This is a genomic window from Vibrio sp. EJY3, from assembly GCF_000241385.1.
In the GTDB taxonomy this organism is placed as follows: domain Bacteria; phylum Pseudomonadota; class Gammaproteobacteria; order Enterobacterales; family Vibrionaceae; genus Vibrio; species Vibrio natriegens.
The window spans coordinates 993,034-1,017,083 of record NC_016614.1 but is presented as its reverse complement, the minus strand read 5'-3'; the positions used below and the strand labels follow the sequence as shown (position 1 = coordinate 1,017,083).

Genomic DNA, 24,050 nt, shown 5'->3' with positions numbered 1-24,050 from the left:
TTGGCTAACTGCGTGCCATATCTGGCTCACCACAGTGGGTGAGGATCTCTGATCGGGCTTTATTGCGAAGTTCAAGCGCTGCGTTCCAGTCATTACCATTGGGGAAGAGTGGTTCACCAATGGTTACACTGATGTCGCCTCTACGTGGGAAAAGAGAGTTACCTCTGAGTTTAGAGCGCGTACCACGTAAGGTAATCGGGCTGACTGGCACTTGTGAGCTTGCGGCAGCAATAAAGGCGCCCATATGAAACGGATGAAGGCCAGACATTCGATATAATGTTCCTTCAGGAAATACGACCATTGGCTGACAGTCTTCAGCTTCAAAAGCCAGCCTCTTAGCGTCCACCACGCTTTTTTCTACATCAAACCGGTCAACAAACTCCGTACCGAGTTTGCTTAAGAAGATTCGGGTAAATGGATTATTGAGTAACTCACTTTTTGCCACAAACCGACAAGGCAATTCTGAAACTGCGACGATCACCAGCCCATCAAGATAACTACAATGATTAACGACAAAAATACAGGGGGCATTTGCTGCTGGTAAGTGTTCCTTTCCTTCGATGGTGCACTTGGTGCCAGTAAGTCCCATAAGTGCTTTGGCACCAAACTGGGCTATCTTCCAGCACATGACTTTGTTGGGTAAGACGGCAACAAGTAACCAGACGATAGGAGCAAGTATTCCCAACACTAACCACGAATAGGCCGCGTAGGCGATGTCTAAAAGGATTCGCATGTATTTACGCAGTTGCGGCATGATGCCCGCTAAGGCGAGATTCAGGGTTTGTAACCACAAAGCCCGATGCTGCTTCGCAAAGGATCCACGTTCATGCAGATCTTTACACGCACTGCGACGAATTTTCCCACTGGACGTTTTTGGAATGGAGTGAGGCGGGCCGATAATGACATCATCGACGGGGTTACCAAGTAGTTTTAGAGAGAGTTGGTTAATTTTACGCTTTAGCTGTTTGACTTTGTCTTTACTGGTTTCTCGGCTTTCCGCCAACACGATCAGTTTCTCCGTACCGGAGTGCGCGTCGTGGCTACCAAACGCGGCCACACAACCTTTGCGAATACCATCAATACTCCCTACCGCTTGTTCCAGCTCATGAGGATAGATATTACGCCCGGCTTTGATAATGATATCTTTGCTACGTCCGGTGATAAAAAGCTCGCCGCCTAATGTAAACGCGCGGTCCCCTGTTACCAGCCAACCATCATGATATAGCGCTTTGGTTTTTTCTGGGTTTCGATAGTAACCCTGGGTGGCGGACGGGCCCTGAAACTCAAGTGCGCCTTCTTCTCCATCGGGTAATTCTTTGCCCAGATCATCAACGATACGAATTTGATGCTCGGGAAGTGGGTAGCCTAAGCCAATAAACGGAATGGTATCTTCATCTTCCTGTTGGGCGAGTACAGCACGACCAAACTGGCTTAACGATGCTCGTTGGAAATACTCAATACGTGGTTCGCGGACGGTCACTGGGAATGTCAGTCCGACCGAGGATTCCGCTAGCCCATACACAGGCGACATGGTTTCTGGCTTAAATCCATACTTGGCGTATTTTTCAGAGAAGTTTTGGATCGATTGTGGACTCACGGGCTCTGCGCCGTTCCAGGAAAGCCGCCAACTGCTTAAATCGAGCCCTTCAAGATCGCTTTCCTTCACTCGAGAAACACAAAGCTCATAGGCGAAGTTTGGTGCGGGAGAAAGGGTGCCTCGATGATGATGAATCGCCCATAGCCATCGCTGAGGTTTAGTTAAGAAGAGCAAGGGCGACATGATCACCAGTGGGATCGCATGATACAAGCTACCAAGCCATGCTCCAATGAGTCCCATATCGTGGTAGACAGGCAGCCAACTCACAAACACATCGTCCGACTTGGCGTTAATGACTCTACCCATTGCGCGGATATTAGCGAGTAAGTTCGCATGGGTAAGGGTCACGCCCTTAGGTACACCCGTACTTCCGGATGTGTATTGCAAAAAAGCAATATCGTCGGTTTTAGCTTCACCCATATCGGGGAAGCTGGTGTCTTTTTGCAAATCATTCGCGGTAACGACGGCATCAACAGACGGTACTTGTAATTTAAGTAAGTGGGCCACAGGTTTTGCCTCTGGCACCGTAATCAATAGTTTTGCCTGAGCATTGTTGAGAATACTGGCGTGACGATTCAAATGATCTTCGACATGTTCAATTCGGGCTGGTGGATAAATGGGAACAGGCACTGCTCTGGCGTAAAGTATTGCAAAAAAGCTGTAGAAGTAGTCGGTACAGGTTGGCAACATGATTGCGACGCAGTCCCCAGCTTCAACTCCCGCGTCAATTAGCCCAGCGGAGATTTTGAGAGCTTGTTGTTTTAGTTGTTTATAGCTGACTTCTACCACTTCATCAGCGTTTTGATAAACGTAAAGATGAGGGCGATCCGGGTGATGTTCCACATGCCAGTCGAGTAGCGCTTGTAGCGTTTTGACCTCAGTTGGTAACTGATGGACTGAGTCGAGTTTGATCGCTTTCGCCGACTCATCTAAGTAGGCTGTTTTATTTGATGATCCTGCCGTTAAAATCTCGCCGATAATATCTTCTGGTGTCGATATGCTGGACAATGCGTGATCAGGAAGTGACACGTCGAAACGACTTTCTATACGTGTGATTAGCTCAGCACGCGTTAGGCTATCCAAACAAAGGTCATGGTCGAGGTCACTTTTTAAGTGAATAGAAACGGATGAGAGACCTTCGGGGTCTAGTTCAAGTTTTAGATCCCGAACGATCTCTAATACAGTTTGCGCGATGTTTTCAGAGTCTCTACTTGTAGTGTCATTTTGGTCAGACATGCTGAAGCTTCCTGATCGAAGAAGAGTGCTGCTCGTTTTACTCTGTTATAAACGTTTTCCGTGCTTAAAGCTTAGACCACTCATCAGATGAGGTTACATATTCTGATAATTCGGGCCGCCTCCGCCTTCTGGCGTTTTCCAAGTAATATTTTGGAATGGATCCTTAATATCGCAGGTTTTACAGTGAACACAGTTTGACGAGTTGATCTGAAATGTGGTTTTTCCATCGACTTCAATCACTTCGTAAACCCCAGCGGGACAGTATCGCTGACTTGGTTCATCAAACATCCCAAGGTTCACATCTATCGGAATGTGTGGGAATGTGAGAACGAGATGACATGGCTGATTTTCTTCGTGTTGCGTCCCCGACAAAAAAACGGAAGAGGGCTTATCAAAACTGATTTTTCCGTCCGGTTTAGGGTAGTGAATCGGATGACATTCACTGGTTGGTTTCAGTTGTTCGTGATCATGTGAATTATCTCGAACTTTCCATGGCAATGGCTTGCTAAACAGTGGTCGCCAAACATTATGCTCAAAGGTAGAAAGCGCACCTCCTAGCAGACTGCCAAACTTGTGAATATTTGCGCCGAAGTTGCGTGTCTCGACAAGCTCATCATACAACCATGACCCTTCAAATAGCGTTTGGTAATCAGGCTCAACTGAAGCCTTTTGTATCGCTTTGTCGATTGCTTCTGCTGCCAACAAGCCAGATTTCATCGCCGTATGACTGCCTTTGATCTTGGCGACGTTCAATGTACCAGCATCACAGCCAATCAAAAGTCCGCCGGGAAATTGTTGTTTAGGAAGCGAAGAAAAGCCGCCTTTCGCCAGTGCTCTGGCTCCGTAGGCAACACGCTGAGCATCTTTGAGTTGCTTCTTAATCGCTGGATGGTGTTTAAAGCGCTGGAACTCATCAAATGGACTTAAGTAGGTATTGTCATAGTTAAGGTCAACGATAAGCCCGACAGCAATTTGATTGTCTTCCATGTGATAAACAAATCCGCCACCGGTCGTTTTCGTTTCACTCAAAGGCCAGCCAACGGAGTGAATAACTTTCCCTGATCGTTCCGCATCGCCATCAGGTAATTGCCAAATTTCCTTTATACCCAACGCGTAATGCTGTGGCTGTTTTCCTGAGTCCAAGCCAAACCGACTGATGAGCTCTTTACCTAAATGTCCGCGACAGCCTTCGGAGAACACTGTGTATTTTGCTTTTAATTCGATGCCCTCTTCAAAGCTAGCTTTTTGTTTCCCGTTTTTATCCAGTCCCATATCACCAGTCGTAATGCCTGTAACAGCACCGGATTGGTCGTAATTGATGCTCGCTGCTGCAAAACCCGGAAAAATTTCAACCCCAAGCTCTTCAGCCTGTTTTGCCAACCAACGGCAAAGGTTAGCGAGGCTAATAATGTAGTTGTTTTCATCGTTGTGCATCGGCTTCGGAGTAAGAGCATTAGGTACTTTGACATGGTTTAGTGATGTCGTTAGATAGAGAAAATCATCACTTGTCACGGACGTGGACAGTGGCGCTTCCATAGTTTGCCAATCTGGAAAAAGTTCATCCAGAGCACGAGTTTCAAATACGGCCCCTGAGAGAATATGGGCTCCAACTTCGGATCCTTTTTCTACCACACAAATAGATAGCGGATTGTCTTGGCGCTGCTGATTCATCTGAGCCAAACGACAAGCGGTACTTAAACCAGCAGGACCGGCACCTACGATCACGACGTCAAACTCCATAATTTCTCGTTCCATATCTCTCTGTCCTTTGATCAAGCTGAACTATGTTATTGTCATATAAAGAACTATAGCTCAGTTAACGTAAACGTGATTGAACGTGTTTGCTTATGTCAGAACGAACGTGACAGGAAAGACCGGGGGCGGGTTAGTGAGTTGTTTATCAAAAGCAAAAACAAAAAAGGCTTCCATCAAGGAAGCCTTTGAGATCATATCAAAGCTAGTTTCCACTTGGCCTTTGCAAATGCTCCGCAAGCACTTTGGTAAACCTTGCCGCTTCACCACCAGTACATGCACGGTGGTCAAAAGTGATGGATAACGGCATAACTTTAACCGCGACCGCTTTTCCGTTTCTTATCACAACGCGCTCGATGATACGGCCAGCGCCGACAATCGCGACTTGTGGCGGAGAAACGACAGGCGTAGCAAAAATACCGCCGATTGCGCCAAAGTTAGACAAAGTAATCGTGGCGTGTTGTAAATCTTCACGATTGATCTTTCTTTCGCGAATGCCTTCTACAGTTTGGTCGAGCCAGCGACGGACGTCTTTTGACTCATACTCATCGGCATGGCGAAGAACGGGTACGTACAGGCCATGGCGACTATCTACAGCAACGCCGAGGTTTACGGTTGTATGAACACAACGCGTCATGGTTTCTTCGTCGAACCAAGCGTTTAGGGCTGGCTCTTCCTGGCAAGCATGAACGATAGCCTGAACAAGACGAATACTGATGTCTTCACCTGAAGCCCAGTTTTCCAACAAGGCTTCTTCGGTGATAGTAACGGCTGCAACATTTTTGTGTGACTCTGCCATGGCGGAAACCATGGTTCGGCGCGCGCCTTTCAGCACCTCGGTACCCGGACGTTGCTTGCCAGCTTCATCGTAGATATCAGAATCGATTATCAATCCGTTCGGACCACTGCCAGAAACCGCGTTTAAATCCACACCGAGTTTCTTCGCTAGTAGTCGAGCAGAAGGCAGGGCGGTGATCAAATTATTGTTGGATGTACCGTCGCTACTGCCTACCCAAAAGTCATCGACATTCACGTTTTGAGTTTGGTGCGACACATTACCGACCACAGTAGCCGCGTCTGCAGTTTGCCTCTTCTCAGCGGAGACATGATGCTCAGCGCCGCTCTCATCGATTTCGAGAAGTAAGGCACCAATGTTGACGATATCGCCTTCTTCACCGTGGCGACTGACCACTCTGCCGGAATAAGGCGCCGGAACATCGACTGTTGCTTTGGCTGTTTCGACAGTAAGGATCACCTGATCAACTTCGACCATGTCACCCACATTTACGTGCCATTTTACAATTTCTGACTCAGCGAGGCCCTCGCCGAGATCGGGTAAGTTAAACGTCTTCATTTCCAATCCTCCACGAGTTCACGCGCTGCGTTCACAATGTCTTCTTCCTGAACCATAAAATAATCTTCGTTACGATAGTAAGGCATGATGGTATCCATTCCGGTAACTCGTTTCGGTGGCGCTTTTAATAAGCACATGGCGTGTTCGGCGGTGCGAGCTAAAAGCTCAGAACCAACACCACAAGTTTTACTTGCTTCGTGAACCACAAGCAGGCGACCAGTTTTCTCCAATGAGCGGAAGATGGTAGTGGTATCAATTGGTTTGATGCTGGCTAAATCCAGTACTTCGACTTCGATACCCTGTTTCGACAATGTTTGAGCTGCTTGCAATGACTCAACAACACAAGCGCCCCACGTGACTAAGGTGATGTCTCGACCTTTGCGTAACGTAAAACAAGTGTCAAGAGGTAATGCTTCACCATTATCGACCACTTCGGATTTTACGGTGCGGTAGATTCTTTTTGGTTCAAAGAACATGACCGGGTCATTACTGCGGATAGCAGCAAGTAATAATCCGTAGGCGCGTTGAGGTGATGATGGGACGATGACTTTCAGCCCAGGTGTATGGGCAAACAATGCTTCCACACTTTCTGAGTGATGCTCGGGCGCGTGAATACCACCACCAAATGGGGCACGGAATACGGCTGGGCAGGTGAGTCGACCGCGAGTTCGGTTTCTCATTCGAGCGGCATGGCACATTAAATGTTCCATCGCCGGGAAGACAAATCCCTGGAATTGAAACTCTGCGACCGGGCGCAACCCTTGTGTTGCCATCCCGACTGCAACGCCACCAATCAAGGCTTCGGCTAATGGCGTATCAATCACACGCTTCAAACCGAATTTCTGTTTGAGGTTTACCGTAGCTCGGAATACGCCGCCGTTTTCGCCGACGTCTTCTCCCAGCACGACCACGTTTGGATCATGTTCCATTTCATGATGCAGCGCGAGGTTTACTGCTTCAACTAAAGTTAATTCAGCCATGTTTGCCTCCCTGCATGCGCATTGCTTTATTGATGAGTTCATCTCTTTGAGTATGAAGTTCTTGAGGAAGAGACTCATAAAGGTAATCAAACCCTGATTCAGGCGCTTGACTAGGCATATTCAGGTAACGTTTCACTGCTAATTCAACTTGTTGTTTGCACTCTTCGAGCCATTGTTTATCTTGTTCTTCGCTCCAGGTATCTTGGTTGATCAAGAAAGCTTTGAGTCGACGAACAGGCTCAAATTGCCATGCAGTCTGAACATCATCTTCGTTACGATAGCGGGTTGCATCGTCGGCGGTTGTATGGTCGCTGAGGCGATAGCTTACCGCTTCTATAAGTGTTGCACCTTTACCTTTGCGGGCTCTTTCTAGCGCGGTCATAGTGGCGTCGAAGACTGCGACTACGTCATTACCATCGACGGTAACGCCCGGAATACCAGCCCCTTTTGCTTTTTCAGATAAAAACTCAGCGGCACATTGAAGGCTGCGAGGTACGGAAATCGCCCATTGGTTATTGTTAACAACAAACACGAGAGGAATGTTCCAAGCACCAGCACAGTTAATTGACTCAAGGAAATCGCCTTTGGAAGTACCACCGTCACCACACATGACAAGGGCTGCCTCATGGTTGCCCTGAATTTTCAGTGCCGAAGCGACCCCAACGGCGTGGGTACACTGTGTGGCAATTGGGACACAAAATGGCAGGGCCCGACTTGGTATCGGGCTACCTTCTGGTGCGAAATCGCTACCGCGTTCATCACCGCCCCAGTATTGCAGGTTCTTTTCCATACCAATACCACGACACCACATAGCAGGCATGTCGCGATAGTAAGGAACGAAGACGTCATCGGCTTTTAGTGCACGACCGACAGCGATCCCAATAGCTTCAGAGCCAAGATGCGAAGGGTAGGTCCCTAATTTCCCTGTGCGTTGCAAAGCAACAGCTTTATTATCATAGGTACGCGTTAATACCATATCACGGTAAAAACCGACCAATGTTTCTACGTCAGCCCAGTTGGGTAGTTGGCCGACTAGGTTCCCATGATGGTCGATAAACCGATGCATGGGTAATGCCTGAACGTTCATCTCAAGCTCCTTTTGACGCTGCGGGTCTTTTGGACTGCAGCTGTTCATTATCAAACCAAAGTTTGTATGGGTACTCAAACTTTGGCATCAGCGTAAAAGGTTATGCCTCAGGCTGCGTTTGTTTATGACCGTTATAATCCTTTCAGTCATTTATTGATTAACAATGTCGTGTTTGGGTAAAACACAAGGCATTGTTAATACTGCTACGTAACGCCTAACCCTTTTAGTCATACCAATCCGAGTAATTGTCTAATCACTGGGTTTGGTAATTCATCTTGGTATAACCAGACACCATAAGTGTAAACAAATTGTTAAAAAATGCTTTATTTTAACAATTATTCAACAGTAAAGTTTTGCTTACACCCCTGATATGTAGAGTAATATGCTAGTTTTTTCGTTCTGTAACGTCGAAACTTGAATCTAATCACTAGTTATTGGGAACTATTTGCAACAAAATTAGGCTGTAAAATTTAACAAACTGGGCCATTATTATTGAATCTCGACGGTTAAGATGATGGGAAAAAGATAATTTCTTCCCTATAGAATGGAATCAAGGTAGTGTTGCGGCACATTGAAGCCGTTTCTATTCCAACCACTTGCGTAAGTAAGTGAGACGATTACTAAGACAGCATTACCTAAACTTAAGGTAGAGTGCATCATGGAGAAGTTATGTATCGCGCCCACGTTTATTTTCCATTGCGACAGCAAGATAAAGCTCAAGCGTTAAATGAGATCATTCGCCAGGAACGTCAGGATGTTCTCAGAGTTTGTCCTTTAGTCGGTCGATTACAAGGCCCACATAAAATGCCGATGTTCGAGATACACCTAGAAACGCTGAGCGAAGAATTTATCGCTTGGCTAGATGTGATTCGCGGTGATTTCTCTGTACTGATCCGTCCGGTGAGTGAGCGAGAGCTGCTCGATTACACGGAGCATGCTATTTGGCTTGGTCGAGAGTTAGGTGTATTCGAAGAAAAATTGAATCAATAGTGACAAAGCAAACTGTTGTTCATTGATGAGTAAATAATAACAAGGAAGTGCAGTTTACGTTCCAACGCTAAAAGCAGTGAAATCGACAAAATGAAAAGGGGAAGGGTATGCTGACAATACTCCTGGTCGCACTTGCACTGTATATTTTTTGGTTATTGTTTCGTAATGGCCCTGCATTTGACGAGCCAGTTCCTGCCAGAGAGCGAAGTTGGGTTGGCCCGACAGACAACGCCGAAGAGTGGCAAGGTTACCGTAACGAAGTTTTCCAGCCATTCAGCTCCCAAACCTCCTTTTACGCTATCGCCTATTTCGCTAACTTCGTTGCAGCGGCTAACGCGATTTCCTGGTCAACCGTGTATGAGGGGGAATACCCCTTCATCATCAGCCGATTTGGCAGCTACTTTGCTATTAATACCTATGACTCGTTACTGGTGGCTGGGTTTGTGGCGCTGGCCGTCTTTGTGATTAACTGGCAACTTGCGATGCATTGCGCAGGCATTCTCAGCCAATACCTGGTTCGTATTCTGATCATCAATCGAGCCCGCTTTGTGGCGGTAAGTTTGGTGTTCTGTAGCTACTTTGCTTATCTGCTCACCGTGGGCATTTTTTGGCTTTTCCATGATAGCTATTCCATTTGGCATGGGTTAAAGCTGACTCCGGTCTTCTTATTGTTAACTTTCATTGTCGTTGTCGCTCTGCCATCTGCGAAAAAAGATCCTGAACAAAAACAATAACACGCTGTACAGTAGCAATTCATTCAGTGTTGAGTTAGCATTGCCGACCTTTTTTAGTCAGTGGGAGGATCCATGTTTATCGGCTTTGACTATGGCACTGCAAACTGTTCAGTGGCAAAAATGGAATCAGGTGAGCCAGTATTGCTCAAGCTTGAAGAGAGTAATTATTACATTCCTTCCACGCTAGCGGCTCCGACGCGTGAATCGGTCTCTGAGCATCTATTTCGACATCGAAATATTAAACCGTTCGATCAGGTCGGAGAGCAAGTACTTCGCCGTGCAATCAACTTAAATCGCGAAGAGAGCATTGAACTGGAACCCGAGGATATCGATTTTGGCCAAGCGGCACTGAATCGCTATTTAGAAGATCCTCGTGACATTTACTATGTTAAATCGCCAAAGTCATTTCTTGGGGCGTCAGGTCTACGCGACGTGCAACTTGCCTTTTTTGAAGACTTGGTTTGCGCCATGATGGATAACATCAAATCGCAGGCAGAAAATGACGCTCAACAAACGATTACGGATGCAGTGATTGGCCGTCCGATTAACTTTCATGGCCGTGGCGGTGAAAAGGCCAATACTCAGGCGGAAGGCATTCTTTTAAAGGCAGCGAAACGTGCTGGATTTAACAATGTAGAGTTTCAATTTGAGCCTGTCGCAGCGGGCTTAGAATACGAAGCGACACTTACCGAAGATAAGACGATCTTGGTGGTCGATATCGGTGGTGGTACCACCGACTGTTCACTGATTCAAATGGGTCCGTCATGGTCTGGTAAAGCAGACAGAACCGCGAGCTTACTGGCACACAGCGGTCAGCGTGTTGGCGGTAATGATTTGGATATTGCGATTGCGTTTAAGCAACTGATGTTCCCGTTTGGCATGGAAAGCAAAATGGAATCGGGCATCGTGATGCCGACGACTCAGTTCTGGAACCCAATCGCGATTAATAACGTGGAAGCGCAGAATGACTTTTATTCCCGTGACAACCTTGGAGCGTTAAAGCTGCTTCATAAGCAGGCGCAGGAACCGGAAAAGCTTAAGCGTCTGCTTGAGGTTTATCATGAGTCTTTGGGCTATAACATTGTTCGTCGTGCTGAAGAGGCTAAAGTCGCGCTTTCTGATGATGCTTCGTATCGCGCAGGCATTAACTTGTTGTCCGAGCTTATCGAAGTGGACGTAAAACGTGAAGAAATGATTGATGCTATTCAGTCACCAAAAAATAAGATGACCGCATTGGTCAACGAAGCCGTCGAGCAAGCTGGTGTTAAACCGGACGCGATCTTTATGACGGGTGGTTCTGCACGTTCACCTATTTTACGCGATGCCGTGCAGTCGGTACTGACGAATATTCCAGTGGTTAGTGGTAATTACTTTGGTTCGGTCACTGCTGGTCTGGCTCGTTGGGCCGAAGTGTGCTTTAAGTAATCGACAATCCGAAAAAAAGCCCGACCAATTGGTCGGGCTCTTTGTATTTATAAACCAGTTAGCGATTAATGGTTCATATGCTTTTCCATATGACCTTTATTTTCGACAGCTATCTCTACGTCTACTTTACCTGCGTTTTTAAACGTTAACGTCATCGGGAAGCGGTCACCTTCTTTTAGCGTCTGATTCGGGTTAAAAATCATCAGGTGAAAGCTTCCTGGTTCCAGTGCGACCGTACCTTTTGCTGGTACGCTAATCTCGCTAACCTTCACCATCTTCATCACGCCATCTTCCATAATGTGGTTATGAAGTTCGATGCGTGCCGCAATTGGGCTTTCTGCCGCGATCAATGCGTCTTCTTTTTCACCGTGGTTGTTGAGTTGTAAGACCCCGCCAATAACAGGAGCATTAGGTGGCGCTTCACGGCTCCATGGGTGATCAATATGAATCTGACCCGCTTCATATTCGTGAGCAAGGCTGACTGGGCTCATAATGAGAGCTGCAAAAGTAATAGCAAGGGTTTTAATTTGTTTAAGCATGGGTATTTTTCCTTTTGAATATAATGACTGCCCTGACCAAACGTAGGTGAGGGATTTTGTTGTTTTTAACCTGATTACTTTTTAGGAATTCAGGCTGGAAAAATACAAGGTGGAGATTGTTTTGGGGCGAGATGCTTGTAAACCAATCTTCCGGAAAGCGTAAAATGATAGGGAATCAGTGCGTGTTTAACACGTCGGAACCAATGGATAGTGCCGAAGTAAAGCCCAATCGCGCACAGCATGAAAAACTGTACGGCTTGAAGCAAAGGACACTCAAACTGAAAACCTTCGTGTAAGTTAAGGTCATGGATAACTGGTGAAGCGTCTTGCTTATTAGCCGCAATCAGCGTGTCGATGTCGACCCATTTAAAACCGTCCGCAGTACAAAGCAGTACTTTTTCGTTTTGAACTTCGCTTAACCAGTTTGTGTTATGCACATTTCTTGGGTTAAGTACCGCAGTCGAAGCGAGATAGAGTTGAAACAGCACAGCGAAGATGACCGTCAAAGCGGCTACGCGTTGCGTTCTCTGCGATGTCTGAGTCATTTCCATGTGGCTTTTTTAATTGTTGTCTTTTGGCGCAGGATACTAACAAATATCCCTGAAAATGTAATGGTAAGATAGATAAAAGGTGATTCAACTGTATTTTATTTGTGTCTCGCTGGTGGGGCGAGGGTGTGAATGAGCTTTGCCATTAGCCTAAATCTGTATTTAATCCATTGTCAGTACAGGGCTTGCGATAAACGGCTGGTGAATTAGCGTGCTGGATTTGCGGGATATCAATTCAAAATGAGCATCTATTCTGCACTTGTTTGCCATTAACGCAAATATGACAGTAATTTAATACAGGATACGGTATTCTCTCCCACCTTTGTTATATCCCTGAGCGTGTCTTAGTAAATTATTGGCCGCGCAATCTTAAGAAATTTCTCCAATGAAATACGAACAACAGATCGAGTTTCGATACCCTAAAGGTCGTTTTGCCATGGTGAGTGTTTACGCATTCACGGGAGCGGCGATATTAGCATCGACCATTTTTTCTCTTTTGCTGTTTTTGTCTATAGACGAAAACCCGATGATGCAGACCTTGTTTGGTGGTCTGGCTATCATATTCGAAGCCGGTAAGTTCTATGCCTGGTATGAGTACGGTGAACGTCGCGCTCACAGAAACTATCCCGGTGCGATTACCGCATTGGTGTTTTACTCTGTGCTCGCTGCTATCTCTATTGGCGGCAGTATCGGTGGCATAAACAGTGCGACCAATAGTGCACAAAGTCATATATCAGTTGAACAAGCAAAAGTAGACGCCTTCAACCGCCAGATTGAAGCTATTGATAAACAGATCGAGCTTAACAATATTGCTGCTCAGAAATATATCGAGATGGAACGTATTGCCACAGGTGTTACGCGAATTCAGGAGCAAAACAAAACACTGCGCGAAGAGCAGCAAAAGCTGGCTATGGAGCGTGACAGCTTACCGCCAGTAACTCAAGGTTCAGTCATCGGGTTGATCGACAGTCTCGCGAAAGCGTTTGGTACGAGCTCTCAGCATGCTCAGCTTGGGCTGGTAGTATTCTTATCCATCCTTCTCGACTTTTTTGCCGCGTTCTTTGTAGGCTTAATTGGTGAAGAACAACGTTTTCGTTACTTCTACCGTCGTTACGATGGGATTAGGCTAGAACGTATTCGAGATATCGAACCAGAGCCTGCGGGCTACCTTCCTCACATTAAAGAAGAACAAGAGCCAGTGGTGCAAGAAGAAAAGGTTGAACCAAAAGCACCAGAGGAGCCTAAACCTTTGATAGAGCAAGTGAGTGATGCACTCCGATCGCATCAGATTACTTGCACTAAAAAAGCGGTGGCTAAGGAATTTAGGCTTTCTGCTGAAGAAGTAGACAAGGTGTTTGAAACACTTGCAGAGCAGGGGCTTGTCGGTAAAAAGGCAAACCACCATTACCATTGGATTGGTGAAAAAGAAGCGGCATAGCGCGCAATCTGAATGGTAAAAAAAGAGCGTCAATTGACGCTCTTTTGCTATCTATACTCGAGAGAACTAATCTTTAGTCAGCTTTTTAGTCACGTCTTTTACCGTTGTCTTTTCTTTTTCTGGTGTGACCGCATCAACGGCTTTTCCTGCAATCCCGTCATCCGGAACCTTATCAGCTGCTGTATCTTTTAATGCTTCTTTAGGTGTACAGCGCCCACCAACACCAACCACTGCTTTCGTCGCTGCGGCTTTTGCTGCCTTACCAGCGTCACAATCTGGGTCAAGGACGCCCGCATAGGTCGCTGTTGAACCGAACAGAAGGATCAGCAGAGCTAAATTACATTTCTTCATCATTGTCACCGTAGGGGTTAAACATACTTAAAGTGTAATTGAGTTATGTGAGTTTGTTAGTCTGGAAAATCGTTCTGCTTCTAACATGCAGTGAAATCAGTAAAAACCAGAATTTGAAGTAGACTGAATAGAGCGAAATAGAAACTCAAGGAGTCAGTATGCTTTCATATTTGGTCAGCAGAAGTATTGAAATCGAAAAGTCTCAAAAGGAAATAATCGACTATCTGAAGGATTTTAAGAACTGGCCAGAATGGTCTCCATGGGTCATTCTCGAACCGAGCTGTGAACTCACTTATCTTGGGGACCAAGGGCATGTAGGAGCGGCGTACGAGTGGAATGGGCAGCGCATAGGTTCTGGCTCTATTGTGTTAGAAAGTACCCAAGAGCACCGATTGGATATGGAGTTGCACTTTTTCCGACCGATGAAAAGTCACGGTAAGGTCACTCTGATAGTGACGCCGTCACAAAAAGGGTGTTTGGTTGAATGGCAATTGCATTCTTCAACTCCGTGGAATCGATTTTTCCTCAAAAGTGTATTTAAGTCGATGCTCGAAATGGATTTTGACCGCGGGCTAAAAATGCTCAAAAGCCAATTAGAAACTGGGAAAGTGTTGTCAGAACTTGTTGAAATAGCTAATCGCAAACAACCAGCCATTCATTACGTTGGCATATCAGGTTCTGGAACGATCCCCGAGTTGGGCGAAATCATCAGCGATCACATGAGTCGATTGAAAGAAATGGTCGCCGTTGAAAATGTGTCCGTGAACGGTGCCATGTTTTGTTATTACCTCTCCATGGATATGAAGCTTGGCCGATTCGAGTTTGTCACCTGTTTACCTGTCGACAATCCAACTTCAGTACCAGAAGGGTTTGTTTCAGGGACAATTCCAGAGTGTGATACGTTTGTCGTTGAGCACTGGGGAGAATATCGACTACTGGGTAATGCCTGGGCGATGGCAATGAACTTAACGCGCAGCAGCGGGGTTAAAGTGAAAAGTAAACCCCTTGGAATCGAGCGTTACTTAAATAGCCCTGATGAGGTTGAGCAAGCGAATTTAAAAACTGAGGTGATACTTTTCGAAAGGTGAGGTTTTAGTAACACTTTGATAGATAGAGTGAAGATGTCTTTTATTGTTATCCGTAGGCAATGTTTGCTTCGTCGTTTAATGTGATCCAAAGCACAAAGAAAAACTCTATTACCAAAGTTACAACTTACTGTAATAAATATTTAATATAGGTATGAGTTGTAAAAAAACTTTAGTTTAGACATAGTGTTATTAAGTCGTTAAGAAACGGCTTTAAACCGCAAAAAGGAGCTTGCCTATGCACAACGAAATGATTCAACCTTCACACTTCGGCATTATCGGCCGTACTTGCATTGCCTCAATCATCATGATTGCAGGTGTTTTCACTCTTCTTTAACAGAGCTGTAGATTCTAAACTTCTACATAGAAAACGACGCAAAATTCAGGGAATTACCTTAGATGTTTACAAGGTATTCCCCTGAACTCCCATCTAGCTCAACTTCTGTTAGCCCACCAAGCTAAAAATCAAAGCACTCACCGCGACAATACCTGTCACTAAGACAAAGTAAGTAGATAGCTTACCGCGAAAATCCTTCAATGATTCAATCTTATACACAGCCATCATTGGCATAATGAACAAAATCATTGCGATAACTGGGCCGGAAAGGGCTTCCATCATACCAAGAATGCTCGGGTTCATGATCGCTGCTATCCAAATCGAAATAAACAGCACAACCACACTAACCTTATCTGCTCGGCGTTGAGGTAGGTTTGAATTTTTCGTCAGTAATCCATTCAGGCTTTCCCTTGCGCCCAAAAAATGACCTAGGAAAGAGGAAGTGATCGCAACAAAAGCGACCAAAGGCCCCAGCGTTGCAATGAATGGGTTATCAGTCGCATTGGCCAAATAAGACAACACGGATACGTTTTGCGCTTTCGCTTCCGTCAATTGTTGTGGAGAAAGGGACAAAACGCATGAGAAGACAAACAGCAGTACAAACGCGATCAGCATGACGCTTGTGCGGCGGAGAATGAGCTCGGATTTGAAGTCGGCGTCTTTTCCGTAGTGGCGTCGTTGCACGTTGGCGAAGCTTGATATCGCTGCTGCGTGGCTAAAAGAGAAAATGACCACAGGTACGGCTAACCACATGGTGTTTGCAAACGACCCCATTTCTGGCGCGTTTAACATTGGCATCGTCCAGTTGGGCATCAAATAGAATGATAGGAAAGCAAGGATAGCGACTAACGGGTAAACCATAACCGCAAAAGCACGCAACATTACTTTCTCTCCAGCCATCATAATCGCAATCAAGCCAAAAACGAGAACACCAGAAAGAAGAGGACGGGGAATGGACGCCATGCCAGCCTGATTCACCATAAAACTATCAACGGTATTGGTAATGCCTACGCCATAGATCAGTAGAATTGGAAAAATAGACAGAAAATACAGCAATGAAATCGCACGTCCCGCTTTTGCGCCAAAGTGCTCTTCTACCACATCCGTAAAGTCGGCATTTTTAATTTTTGAAGATAAGACAAATCGAGCCAACCCTCGATGGGCAAGATAAGTCATAGGAAAGGCGAGTATCGCCATACTTACTAGAGGCCAAAAGCCACCAATACCTAAGTTGATTGGAAGGAATAAAATACCAGCACCGACAGCAGTGCCAAATAGGCTAAGCACCCAATGTGTATCGTGTTTGGACCATGATGTTGTGTTTAACTCACTATAACCTAAGGTTTTTTGAGACTCTTTCACTGAGGAATTGCCTTCGTATAAATAATAATGTGGCAGATGGTATATTTTTTAGTGATTGTTATCACATTGGAAAGGTGGTGAATCATACTGTAAAAAAGGCAAATTCATAAATTATCAAACCATGAATATTTTAAAAATGCAGTTTTTTATATAGGTTTGAAGTTTTGTAATTAGATATAAACACCTTTTTTGTTCGTATTTTTGGAATTTGATTTTGTGCTTTAATTTTGAACATCAAGGGATGATCTGTGGTAATGCCTTCATTTAGAGGATGAGCGTGACGGCTAATCTACAACAGCACCTCCGTCTAAAACCCGAGAAGTAGACCAGGTTGTGAGCGTATGAGCAATTCTGCACGATAATGAGTGCCATTTGCACTCAATCAGTGCGCAGTAATTTAAAGGATACTTATAAGAAAATCTTCAACGTGTTGTTATTTAAGGTTTTTAAAAGTTGGCACTTAGATTGCAATACTATAAATGTTCATCGTTAACTCGATGCACCGCTCTCCTTAGCAGGCGGAGATGCGGGATAGGGTATTACTTTTGTTAAATGTACTAACAGCGTTTAAGGCAGTGCAGCCTCTCTCGGTTCGAGAGAGGTTTTTTTTTGCTTGTCGCATCGTTCGGTATCATTGCTGACATTGTTATCCGCATCTAATTTGTGAGTGAAACAATCATATATTTGGCGAAGTTGCTGAGTCAGCTCGAAAGGTCAACAAACCCTAAGGTATACGTCTAGCATTGATTGTAATGAGAAACGTGGTACAACTACGTTTATTATTTCTAAGACATTAAAAGCCGATAATAAGAGGGAATATGAGCAGTATTTTGGAATGTATCCGCACGGTAGGACGCGGAGAGCGAGGCAGAAAACCTCTGAACTTTGATCAGGCCTTCCAAGTAATGGATGAGTACTTAAATGGTGAGTTTGACGATGACCAGATGGCGATGCTTTTGATGCTCATCCGAGTACAAAACGAAACTCAGCAAGAAATCGCAGGCTTTGTGAAAGCATTTCAGTCTCGTATGCCTGCAATAGGCGCAGATATTGATTGGCCTTGCTATGCAGGCAAACGTCAAGCAGCAGGGCAGCCATGGCACCTTCTATCAGCAAAAATCCTTTCAAATAACGGCTATAAAGTTTTGATGCATGGCTATCATGATCGCCAGTCTGGACGTCGTCATGCAGAAGATTACCTAAACAAGCTTAACATTCAAAAAGCGCAATCAACGGAAGAAGCGAAACGAATCCTGGAGACAGAAAATATTGTCTACCTTCCTTTAAGCGTCTTTGCACCTCGAGCTGAAAAGATGATTGGCTGGAAAAATCGTTATGGATTGAGAACGCCGATTAACACGGTTGTTCGCGCATTAAACCCTGGTCAAGCGACAATTGGAATTCGCGGCAGTTTTCACCCTGGTTTCCAGCAGCTTCATGCAGAAGTCGAGCATGAAATTGGACAGACGCGTCATGCAGTTGTTTCGTTCAAAGGTCAATCTGGTGAATCGGAATATAACCCTAAAGTCAGCCAAACCGTTTGGTTGAGCCAAACCAGTGGCGTTACTTCGCACTACTGGACTGAGCAAATGATTTCTGAAGTGCCTCTGCCTTCTTCTTGCCTGTTTGAGACATCAGAGCAAGATTTAACACAAATGGCAAATACGGTGATTGCAACAATGGCGGTTGTACTATTCGCTGAAATGCAAGACCGAGAAAAAGCTTACGAACGAGCATTTTCGATGTGGGAGAGTTATGTTCAACAAGCGTAACGGATAACGTTTTGCCAGATAGATTAAGCTGATACAAAGATGCGCTATTTTCATAGCGCATCTTCATTATTGCGTTATTGGCTTACAGCGAATCTACCATCAGGCAATCTTAGTTAACCAGTTATGAGTATCTGGCGCTTTACCCCATTGGATATCGTTCAGTGCTTGGCGCAATTTTTTCGCCGCTGGGCCAGCTTCGCCAGTGCCAACTTTAAAATCTTGACCGTTGTGGATAAGCGTACCGACAGAAGTTAGTACCGCTGCAGTGCCTGAAAGCATTGCTTCAACGCCCGGTTTAGCGGCGCGCTCAAGTAGCTCTTCCACAGAGACTTCGCGTTCTGTAACGGTCATACCTAGATCTTTAGCAATCGTTAGGATACTAGAGCGTGTTACACCGTGTAAGAAGCTTGAATCTAGGGCTTTAGTAATGATCTCGTTACCATCAACCAACAAGAAGTTTGCAGCACCTGTTTCTGTAATGTAGCCGTTTGGACAGAAAAGTACTTGGTCTGCCTGGTATTTTGATTTTGCTTCTAACGTTGGTGCTAATGCACTCGCGTAGTTACCACCACTTTTGATCATACCCATGTGTGGCGCGCAACGTTGGCCGGTTTCGTCTAGCAGTAGACGTAAGGCGTGAGCACCGCCAGAGAAATAGTCACCTACTGGAGAAAGTAGGATATATAGCATTGATGAGATTGAAGGTGCTGCCGCTTTACCAACGGCTGCCTCTGTACCAATGTGAGTTGGACGAATGTACATTGAGCCTGGAGGCAAAGGCACTTCAGATGAGAACTCAGACACAATATCAACAATCATTTTTGATACTTGTTCTTTATCAATCTCAGGTAGCGAGAGTAGCTGACTACTTTGAGCAAAACGCTCGACGTTTTGATCCATTCGAAAAACGTGTACGCTGCCATCTTCGTGACGGAATGCTTTCAGACCTTCAAAGCAAGTGCTTGAGTAATGCAATACGTGAGCGCCGGGATGAAGTGAAATACTGTCTGATGTAACGATCTGTGTGTCAGACCATTGATTATTTTCAAATGTTGCTAATGCCATCCTAGGCATAAACTCAGTACCAAAAGCCGCCATTATGACTCCTTTCTTATTCAAATTATCAAGCAGATAGCTCTGCCTTGTTCAATATGCGTGTTTGCATTATATGTTTTTCAACTTTGTGCGTTAACAAACAAGTAACGATTGTATGCGTTCTGGAGTGCTAAGACTTAGAGCAGAGTGGCATAAATTAGCATAAAGATAGTTTCAATCAGAATGTTATCTGTATCGCACAAAGTTAGTTTGTAAAACCATGATGAATGGAAAATGTGATAACAGCAAGCAGAATGTCGCATGCGATACGGATAGATATTAAATTACCTCGATCTCGGGTTAATCAAAGCTGAACCACCCAATATTCATACTCTGGTATTGCTTCCTTATCACCCATTCAGGTGATTTTTGAGTGATTGAATTCCTCGTCGCAAGATAAGCTTATTAATAGATCTATAGTTAAGTCGGTTCCCCTATAAAAAGTAAGGAGAAGGCTTATGGGATCGTTTCTCATTTTTAATTTCGACGGAACAGGCAATGAACCGGAAGATGCGAAGCAAGAGGTAAAATATAAAGCGAAACAAGAAGATGACAACATCAGTAATGTTCTCAAGCTTCATTTGATGATGGGAGGTAATCTTTTCCTGAGCGGAGAGCAATATGGACAATGTGATCAAAACACCGTCGATCATTGCTTTTATTATCAGGGTGTTGGTACAAATGGTAGTTGGGTCAAACGCGCAATAAATCAAGGGTTAGCGTTGGAGAGCTGCGATGTGGCTTCGATACTTAACAAAGCCAAAGCCGATTTTAATAAACACTATAAACAAGGCGATATTGTGCTAGCCACTGGGTTTTCTCGCGGGGCGGCATTGGCACGCCGTTTCGTTGGTCTGATAGCGAAAGAGCATCCTAGCGTGACCGATAACACCAAACCATTCGTTTTTCTCTGCGTGTTTGATACGGTCGCAAGCATTGGGTTACCAAACTTGAGTACCGCAAGCAGACCTGACTATGATGTTGTATTTGAATATGGATGCACCTTATCACACATCGTCAAACAAGCGATCCATATGGTTAGCCTGGATGATAAACGTCGGGCATTTCAGCCAACTTTAATGAACCACGATCCGAACAGGATCCATGAAATTTGGTTTGCTGGTGCGCATTCGGACGTTGGTGGCGGCTATTACCGCGACGGTCTGTCGGACATTACGCTAAGTCACGCGATGAAATGGCTTGAGTATATGACCAGATATCATTCTCTCCCTGCAATTCAGTTTAAATTTCCGAGCCAAGCCGATATCGACAGGGCTTGTCCAAAGAGACTAAAAGGGATGATCGGACTTGATGATTTACAGCGAAATCCAAATTCTTTAGGAAAAAACCACCAGCAAGATAGGTGGCCAATCATTGATTGGGTGACTTTAGATGATCGACGTTGTTGCGTGATCGATAGAGATAAAATCAATGATGATTTGTATCCTGTCATTCATTACGCTGTGGCGGAGCGCTTACATCGGGATGATGACTACCGTCCTAAGTCTCTAATGAATAAACGCCATTATCTTTGGTATGACTTTATCAATCCTCCTGTGGACTGCCCTAGCTATACACAGCACATTCATTATGCAGCGGTGAACTGGGAAGAGTTGAGCGTCTCTCAATCGGTTGAGCGTATGATCGACGCTGACCGATTTTACAACTTTACCGGCATAGTGGTTAAACAAGGAGAGGAGTACGAGATTTCGGTTCGAGAAGGAGATAGCTGGCATGATGGAAAAGAGATCAGTTGTGACGGAGATGGTTGGAACTTAAACCATGTACAACTGGGATTAGCTGAGCTGCCGATTCGAGCGATGAAAGGGTTACGTCGAGTGCCGAGTTCTGACTGGTTTACGCTTTGTGCAGTGGTTGATAGTGATGACGATAGCGCAAGAGCGGTTGGACAAAGGGGCGTTTATCGAGTTACCAAAACAGGGGAGTTGCAGTTCTTTGCAAACGACCTGAAGTTTAAGTACGGCAATAACAGTGGCAGCCTTCGAGTTCGAATAGAAAGAATTAAATAAATTATCTGAATTTGTACGCGAAAACGCTATAGGGCTCAGTTGTTTATATTTGATTGGTGGTAAATGAGCCCTATTGCTGATTTTTTAGATCAAAGTATTCAAGTTTGAACAGTTAACATTAACATTAATTTTTTAAATCTTTCACCCCTCTTTATTTATCAGTATGTTGTTGCTTATTTCATGCTAATTACATAGCCGTACAATTACAATGTGTACTACCAGGTCAGGTATTTTTCTTAAATGAGAAATTAATCATCATTGGTCAATGCGTTATTTATATGCATTTTTATTTATATAAATATCAACAATTGGTCTAGAATAGTAGATACCATTTCCTTATTACTTAGTTAAATATATTTAAGCTGTTTACTTTTAAATACATTTCTAGTTAGGTACTAGAGGGTTAATACAATGAAAATTACAGAGTTGTTAACCATTAAAACGCCACTTCCCGTCAGTGAATTAGTTGAAAAACAAGTAGAAGAGTTACAAAAGGCGCTATGTATTCTCGGCTACCCGGTAGGTACAGTCGATGGACTCATAGGGCCTAAAACTCGCAACGCATGGGCCGAGTTCAAAACCGATGAACTACCAGGAAACCCTGGCCTAATCGGCAAGGAGTCGATTGAGCGTTTACAAGTGAGGTTAGATGGTATTACCGCAAATGATACTTATGACTTTACTTGTAGAGAAGGCGTGATAGACGCAATCAAACATGAGTGTAAAGAGCAAGGCTTAGTACTCGACACACAGAAAGCATACGTACTCGCGACAACTCAGTGGGAAACCAATCAAACGTTCATGCCTGTTCGTGAAGCCTATTGGCTTAGCGAAAACTGGCGAAAGAAAAATCTCAGATATTTTCCGTTCTACGGTAGGGGATTTGTACAACTTACTTGGAAGAATAACTACGAGAAGTATTCACAGTTACTGGATATAGATATGACTAATCAACCGGATATTGCCATGCAGCCTAATATTGCTTTATTTGTTCTTATACATGGTTTTAAAACCGGCACCTTCACTGGTAGAAGAATATCTGATTATATTAATGATAATAATACGGACTTTATTGGTGCAAGACGGTGTATTAATGGCTCTGATAGAGCTCATGAAATATCCGAGATTGCAAAGGGATTTCTAAGGAAGTTTTAATTAAACAAATCAAATCGGCAACTTATTGATTGGGCGATGAAATTATTAAAATAAATATTATCGCCCAATTACACTTACTTTGTCAGGTATATTACTTAATTAGTTGAAGTAGTGTTTACCTGTAATTCTGTATATCCGGTGCTTTCATCCATCTCACGGCTAAAGGTGAGTTTAGGGTAACTATGGATGATTAACTCGGCTGTCGTATCAATGATTGTGCCTTCCATTAAGTGTCCACCCCAAACGTGCCCGTGCTCATCGGAAAGCGAAATATGTACATGTTGATGCTCGGGTGTCAACGTACCCATTACCGATACGATTTCTAAAGGTTCTTGTTTGATTAAAGTTGATTTGGCACCCGCGAGACGAAGCTGGAGTTGTGACACACAGCCGACGCAAGAAGCGATTGAGCCTGCTTTAATGCCTTGTTCCAGCACAATCTGCGCGAGGCTTTGTTTAAGATCCATACCTTTGGTTAGCCTAACTACGATGACGTTTAATGACATATTATTTCCTTATTAAGGTGAGTAAACACGATAACGCTGTGTCTAAATCGTCATAACGCTTGGCCTTACCAAGTACCCGCATTCCTTGCATATTGTTGAGAATAAAACAGGCTAGTTCTTTTGGTTTGAGCGTTTTAGGAATTAATGTTTCCCTCTGTGCGTTTTTTATTGCTTCACTCATGATTTCGATGAGATGGTCAAACAAAAAGTGCCCCATACGTAATACATCGTTATCTTCACCAGCGTGTTCTACTAACGCATTTTGAACAAAACATCCGTAGCTACTTTTGCGCTGTAGTTGGGCAAAAGACGTCAAAAACGTTTCGATTTCACGCAGGGAAGCGTCATCTTTACTCAAATTCTCCAGAGAGGGTAACGAGACTTTTTTCAGGTATGCGTCTAACGCCTCGTAATAAAGCTGCTGTTTGTCGCCATAGGTATTGTAAAGGCTGAAACGGTTAATGTTCAGCTCGTCTGTGAGATCGGAGATAGAGGTATTTGAAAAACCTTTGCGCCAGAACAGGTTCATGGCGACCAAGAGCTTCTCATCTCGGTCAAAGTTAGCTTTTCTTGCCATATAGGTACCCACTTAAAAATCGTTGCTTTGATAGATTTTTCAATCTTATGAAGTGACGAGTGATTATATTCTTGACTGATCGTTTATAAACTGGCTACAG

The 24,050-nt window shown here is 44.5% G+C and carries 20 protein-coding genes; 8 read left to right on the top strand and 12 right to left on the bottom strand.

All coding sequences use genetic code 11. The features are described 5' to 3' along the window. Positions 1–4: 4 nt before the first annotated feature. The 5 genes from VEJY3_RS20460 to pdhA form a co-directional block, all read right to left on the bottom strand. Positions 5–2,833: an AMP-binding protein gene (locus tag VEJY3_RS20460; RefSeq protein WP_014234330.1), complete on the bottom strand. Its 2,829-nt coding sequence runs from the start codon at positions 2,831–2,833 to the stop codon at positions 5–7. Positions 2,834–2,926: 93 nt separating this feature from the next. Next, positions 2,927–4,588: an electron transfer flavoprotein-ubiquinone oxidoreductase gene (locus VEJY3_RS20455; RefSeq protein ID WP_014234329.1), complete on the bottom strand. Its 1,662-nt coding sequence runs from the start codon at positions 4,586–4,588 to the stop codon at positions 2,927–2,929. Positions 4,589–4,790: 202 nt separating this feature from the next. Continuing rightward, the gene (locus tag VEJY3_RS20450; RefSeq protein ID WP_014234328.1) at positions 4,791–5,939 is read right to left on the bottom strand and encodes a dihydrolipoamide acetyltransferase family protein; all 1,149 of its coding nucleotides are present in this window, start codon (positions 5,937–5,939) and stop codon (positions 4,791–4,793) included. Continuing rightward, positions 5,936–6,919, bottom strand: coding sequence for an alpha-ketoacid dehydrogenase subunit beta (locus VEJY3_RS20445; RefSeq protein ID WP_014234327.1), 984 nt, complete (start codon positions 6,917–6,919; stop codon positions 5,936–5,938). Before VEJY3_RS20445 ends, VEJY3_RS20450 begins: the two co-directional genes overlap by 4 nt. Continuing rightward, positions 6,912–8,006, bottom strand: coding sequence for a pyruvate dehydrogenase (acetyl-transferring) E1 component subunit alpha (gene pdhA, locus VEJY3_RS20440; protein ID WP_014234326.1), 1,095 nt, complete (start codon positions 8,004–8,006; stop codon positions 6,912–6,914). Before pdhA ends, VEJY3_RS20445 begins: the two co-directional genes overlap by 8 nt. Before the next feature lie 669 nt (positions 8,007–8,675). Between pdhA and VEJY3_RS20435 the strand changes: the two genes are divergently transcribed. From VEJY3_RS20435 to yegD, 3 genes are all read left to right on the top strand, one after another. Then, complete coding sequence (locus tag VEJY3_RS20435) at positions 8,676–8,996, top strand: DOPA 4,5-dioxygenase family protein (RefSeq protein WP_014234325.1); 321 nt, start codon at positions 8,676–8,678, stop codon at positions 8,994–8,996. A 107-nt stretch (positions 8,997–9,103) separates the two neighbouring features. Beyond that, positions 9,104–9,730: a hypothetical protein gene (locus tag VEJY3_RS20430; protein ID WP_014234324.1), complete on the top strand. Its 627-nt coding sequence runs from the start codon at positions 9,104–9,106 to the stop codon at positions 9,728–9,730. A 72-nt stretch (positions 9,731–9,802) separates the two neighbouring features. Continuing rightward, entirely contained in the window at positions 9,803–11,155 is a 1,353-nt protein-coding gene (gene yegD, locus VEJY3_RS20425) for a molecular chaperone (RefSeq protein ID WP_014234323.1), read from the top strand. Positions 11,156–11,220: 65 nt separating this feature from the next. On the opposite strand, the gene VEJY3_RS20420 is transcribed toward yegD, so the two are convergent. Continuing rightward, the gene (locus tag VEJY3_RS20420; RefSeq protein WP_014234322.1) at positions 11,221–11,694 is read right to left on the bottom strand and encodes a copper chaperone PCu(A)C; all 474 of its coding nucleotides are present in this window, start codon (positions 11,692–11,694) and stop codon (positions 11,221–11,223) included. Positions 11,695–11,783: 89 nt separating this feature from the next. Beyond that, positions 11,784–12,245 carry a hypothetical protein gene (locus tag VEJY3_RS20415; protein WP_014234321.1) on the bottom strand — a complete coding sequence of 154 codons (462 nt, stop codon included), beginning with the start codon at positions 12,243–12,245 and terminating at the stop codon, positions 11,784–11,786. Positions 12,246–12,627: 382 nt separating this feature from the next. On the opposite strand from VEJY3_RS20415, the gene VEJY3_RS20410 reads away from it, so the two are divergent. After that, a complete protein-coding gene (locus tag VEJY3_RS20410) occupies positions 12,628–13,680 on the top strand; it encodes a hypothetical protein (RefSeq protein WP_014234320.1) in 1,053 nt (350 codons plus the stop codon). A gap of 66 nt (positions 13,681–13,746) precedes the next feature. Here the strand turns inward: VEJY3_RS20410 and VEJY3_RS20405 are convergent, their stop codons facing one another. Next, positions 13,747–14,031, bottom strand: a complete 285-nt coding sequence (locus tag VEJY3_RS20405; RefSeq protein WP_014234319.1) for a hypothetical protein — start codon at positions 14,029–14,031, stop codon at positions 13,747–13,749. Between the two features lie 158 nt (positions 14,032–14,189). On the opposite strand from VEJY3_RS20405, the gene VEJY3_RS20400 reads away from it, so the two are divergent. Beyond that, positions 14,190–15,119 carry an SRPBCC family protein gene (locus VEJY3_RS20400; protein WP_014234318.1) on the top strand — a complete coding sequence of 310 codons (930 nt, stop codon included), beginning with the start codon at positions 14,190–14,192 and terminating at the stop codon, positions 15,117–15,119. A 442-nt stretch (positions 15,120–15,561) separates the two neighbouring features. On the opposite strand, the gene VEJY3_RS20395 is transcribed toward VEJY3_RS20400, so the two are convergent. After that, positions 15,562–16,815, bottom strand: coding sequence for an aromatic amino acid transport family protein (locus tag VEJY3_RS20395; RefSeq protein ID WP_014234316.1), 1,254 nt, complete (start codon positions 16,813–16,815; stop codon positions 15,562–15,564). Positions 16,816–17,633: 818 nt separating this feature from the next. Here VEJY3_RS20395 and VEJY3_RS20390 point away from each other — a divergent pair. Next, the gene (locus tag VEJY3_RS20390; protein WP_014234315.1) at positions 17,634–18,587 is read left to right on the top strand and encodes a glycosyl transferase family protein; all 954 of its coding nucleotides are present in this window, start codon (positions 17,634–17,636) and stop codon (positions 18,585–18,587) included. A gap of 99 nt (positions 18,588–18,686) precedes the next feature. On the opposite strand, the gene VEJY3_RS20385 is transcribed toward VEJY3_RS20390, so the two are convergent. Continuing rightward, positions 18,687–19,685, bottom strand: coding sequence for a branched-chain amino acid aminotransferase (locus VEJY3_RS20385; protein WP_014234314.1), 999 nt, complete (start codon positions 19,683–19,685; stop codon positions 18,687–18,689). A 455-nt stretch (positions 19,686–20,140) separates the two neighbouring features. Between VEJY3_RS20385 and VEJY3_RS20380 the strand changes: the two genes are divergently transcribed. Both VEJY3_RS20380 and VEJY3_RS24500 read left to right on the top strand, forming a co-directional pair. Beyond that, entirely contained in the window at positions 20,141–21,712 is a 1,572-nt protein-coding gene (locus tag VEJY3_RS20380; RefSeq protein ID WP_014234313.1) for a DUF2235 domain-containing protein, read from the top strand. Positions 21,713–22,123: 411 nt separating this feature from the next. Beyond that, positions 22,124–22,867: a peptidoglycan-binding protein gene (locus tag VEJY3_RS24500; protein WP_014234312.1), complete on the top strand. Its 744-nt coding sequence runs from the start codon at positions 22,124–22,126 to the stop codon at positions 22,865–22,867. Positions 22,868–22,962: 95 nt separating this feature from the next. Here VEJY3_RS24500 and VEJY3_RS20370 read toward each other — a convergent pair whose 3' ends face one another. Together VEJY3_RS20370 and VEJY3_RS20365 are read right to left on the bottom strand one after the other, a co-directional pair. Then, positions 22,963–23,373 (bottom strand): PPC domain-containing DNA-binding protein, encoded by a 411-nt coding sequence (locus tag VEJY3_RS20370; RefSeq protein ID WP_014234311.1) that lies wholly within the window; start codon positions 23,371–23,373, stop codon positions 22,963–22,965. 1 nt (position 23,374) lies between these two features. Further along, positions 23,375–23,950, bottom strand: coding sequence for a TetR/AcrR family transcriptional regulator (locus tag VEJY3_RS20365; protein ID WP_014234310.1), 576 nt, complete (start codon positions 23,948–23,950; stop codon positions 23,375–23,377). Positions 23,951–24,050: the final 100 nt, after the last annotated feature.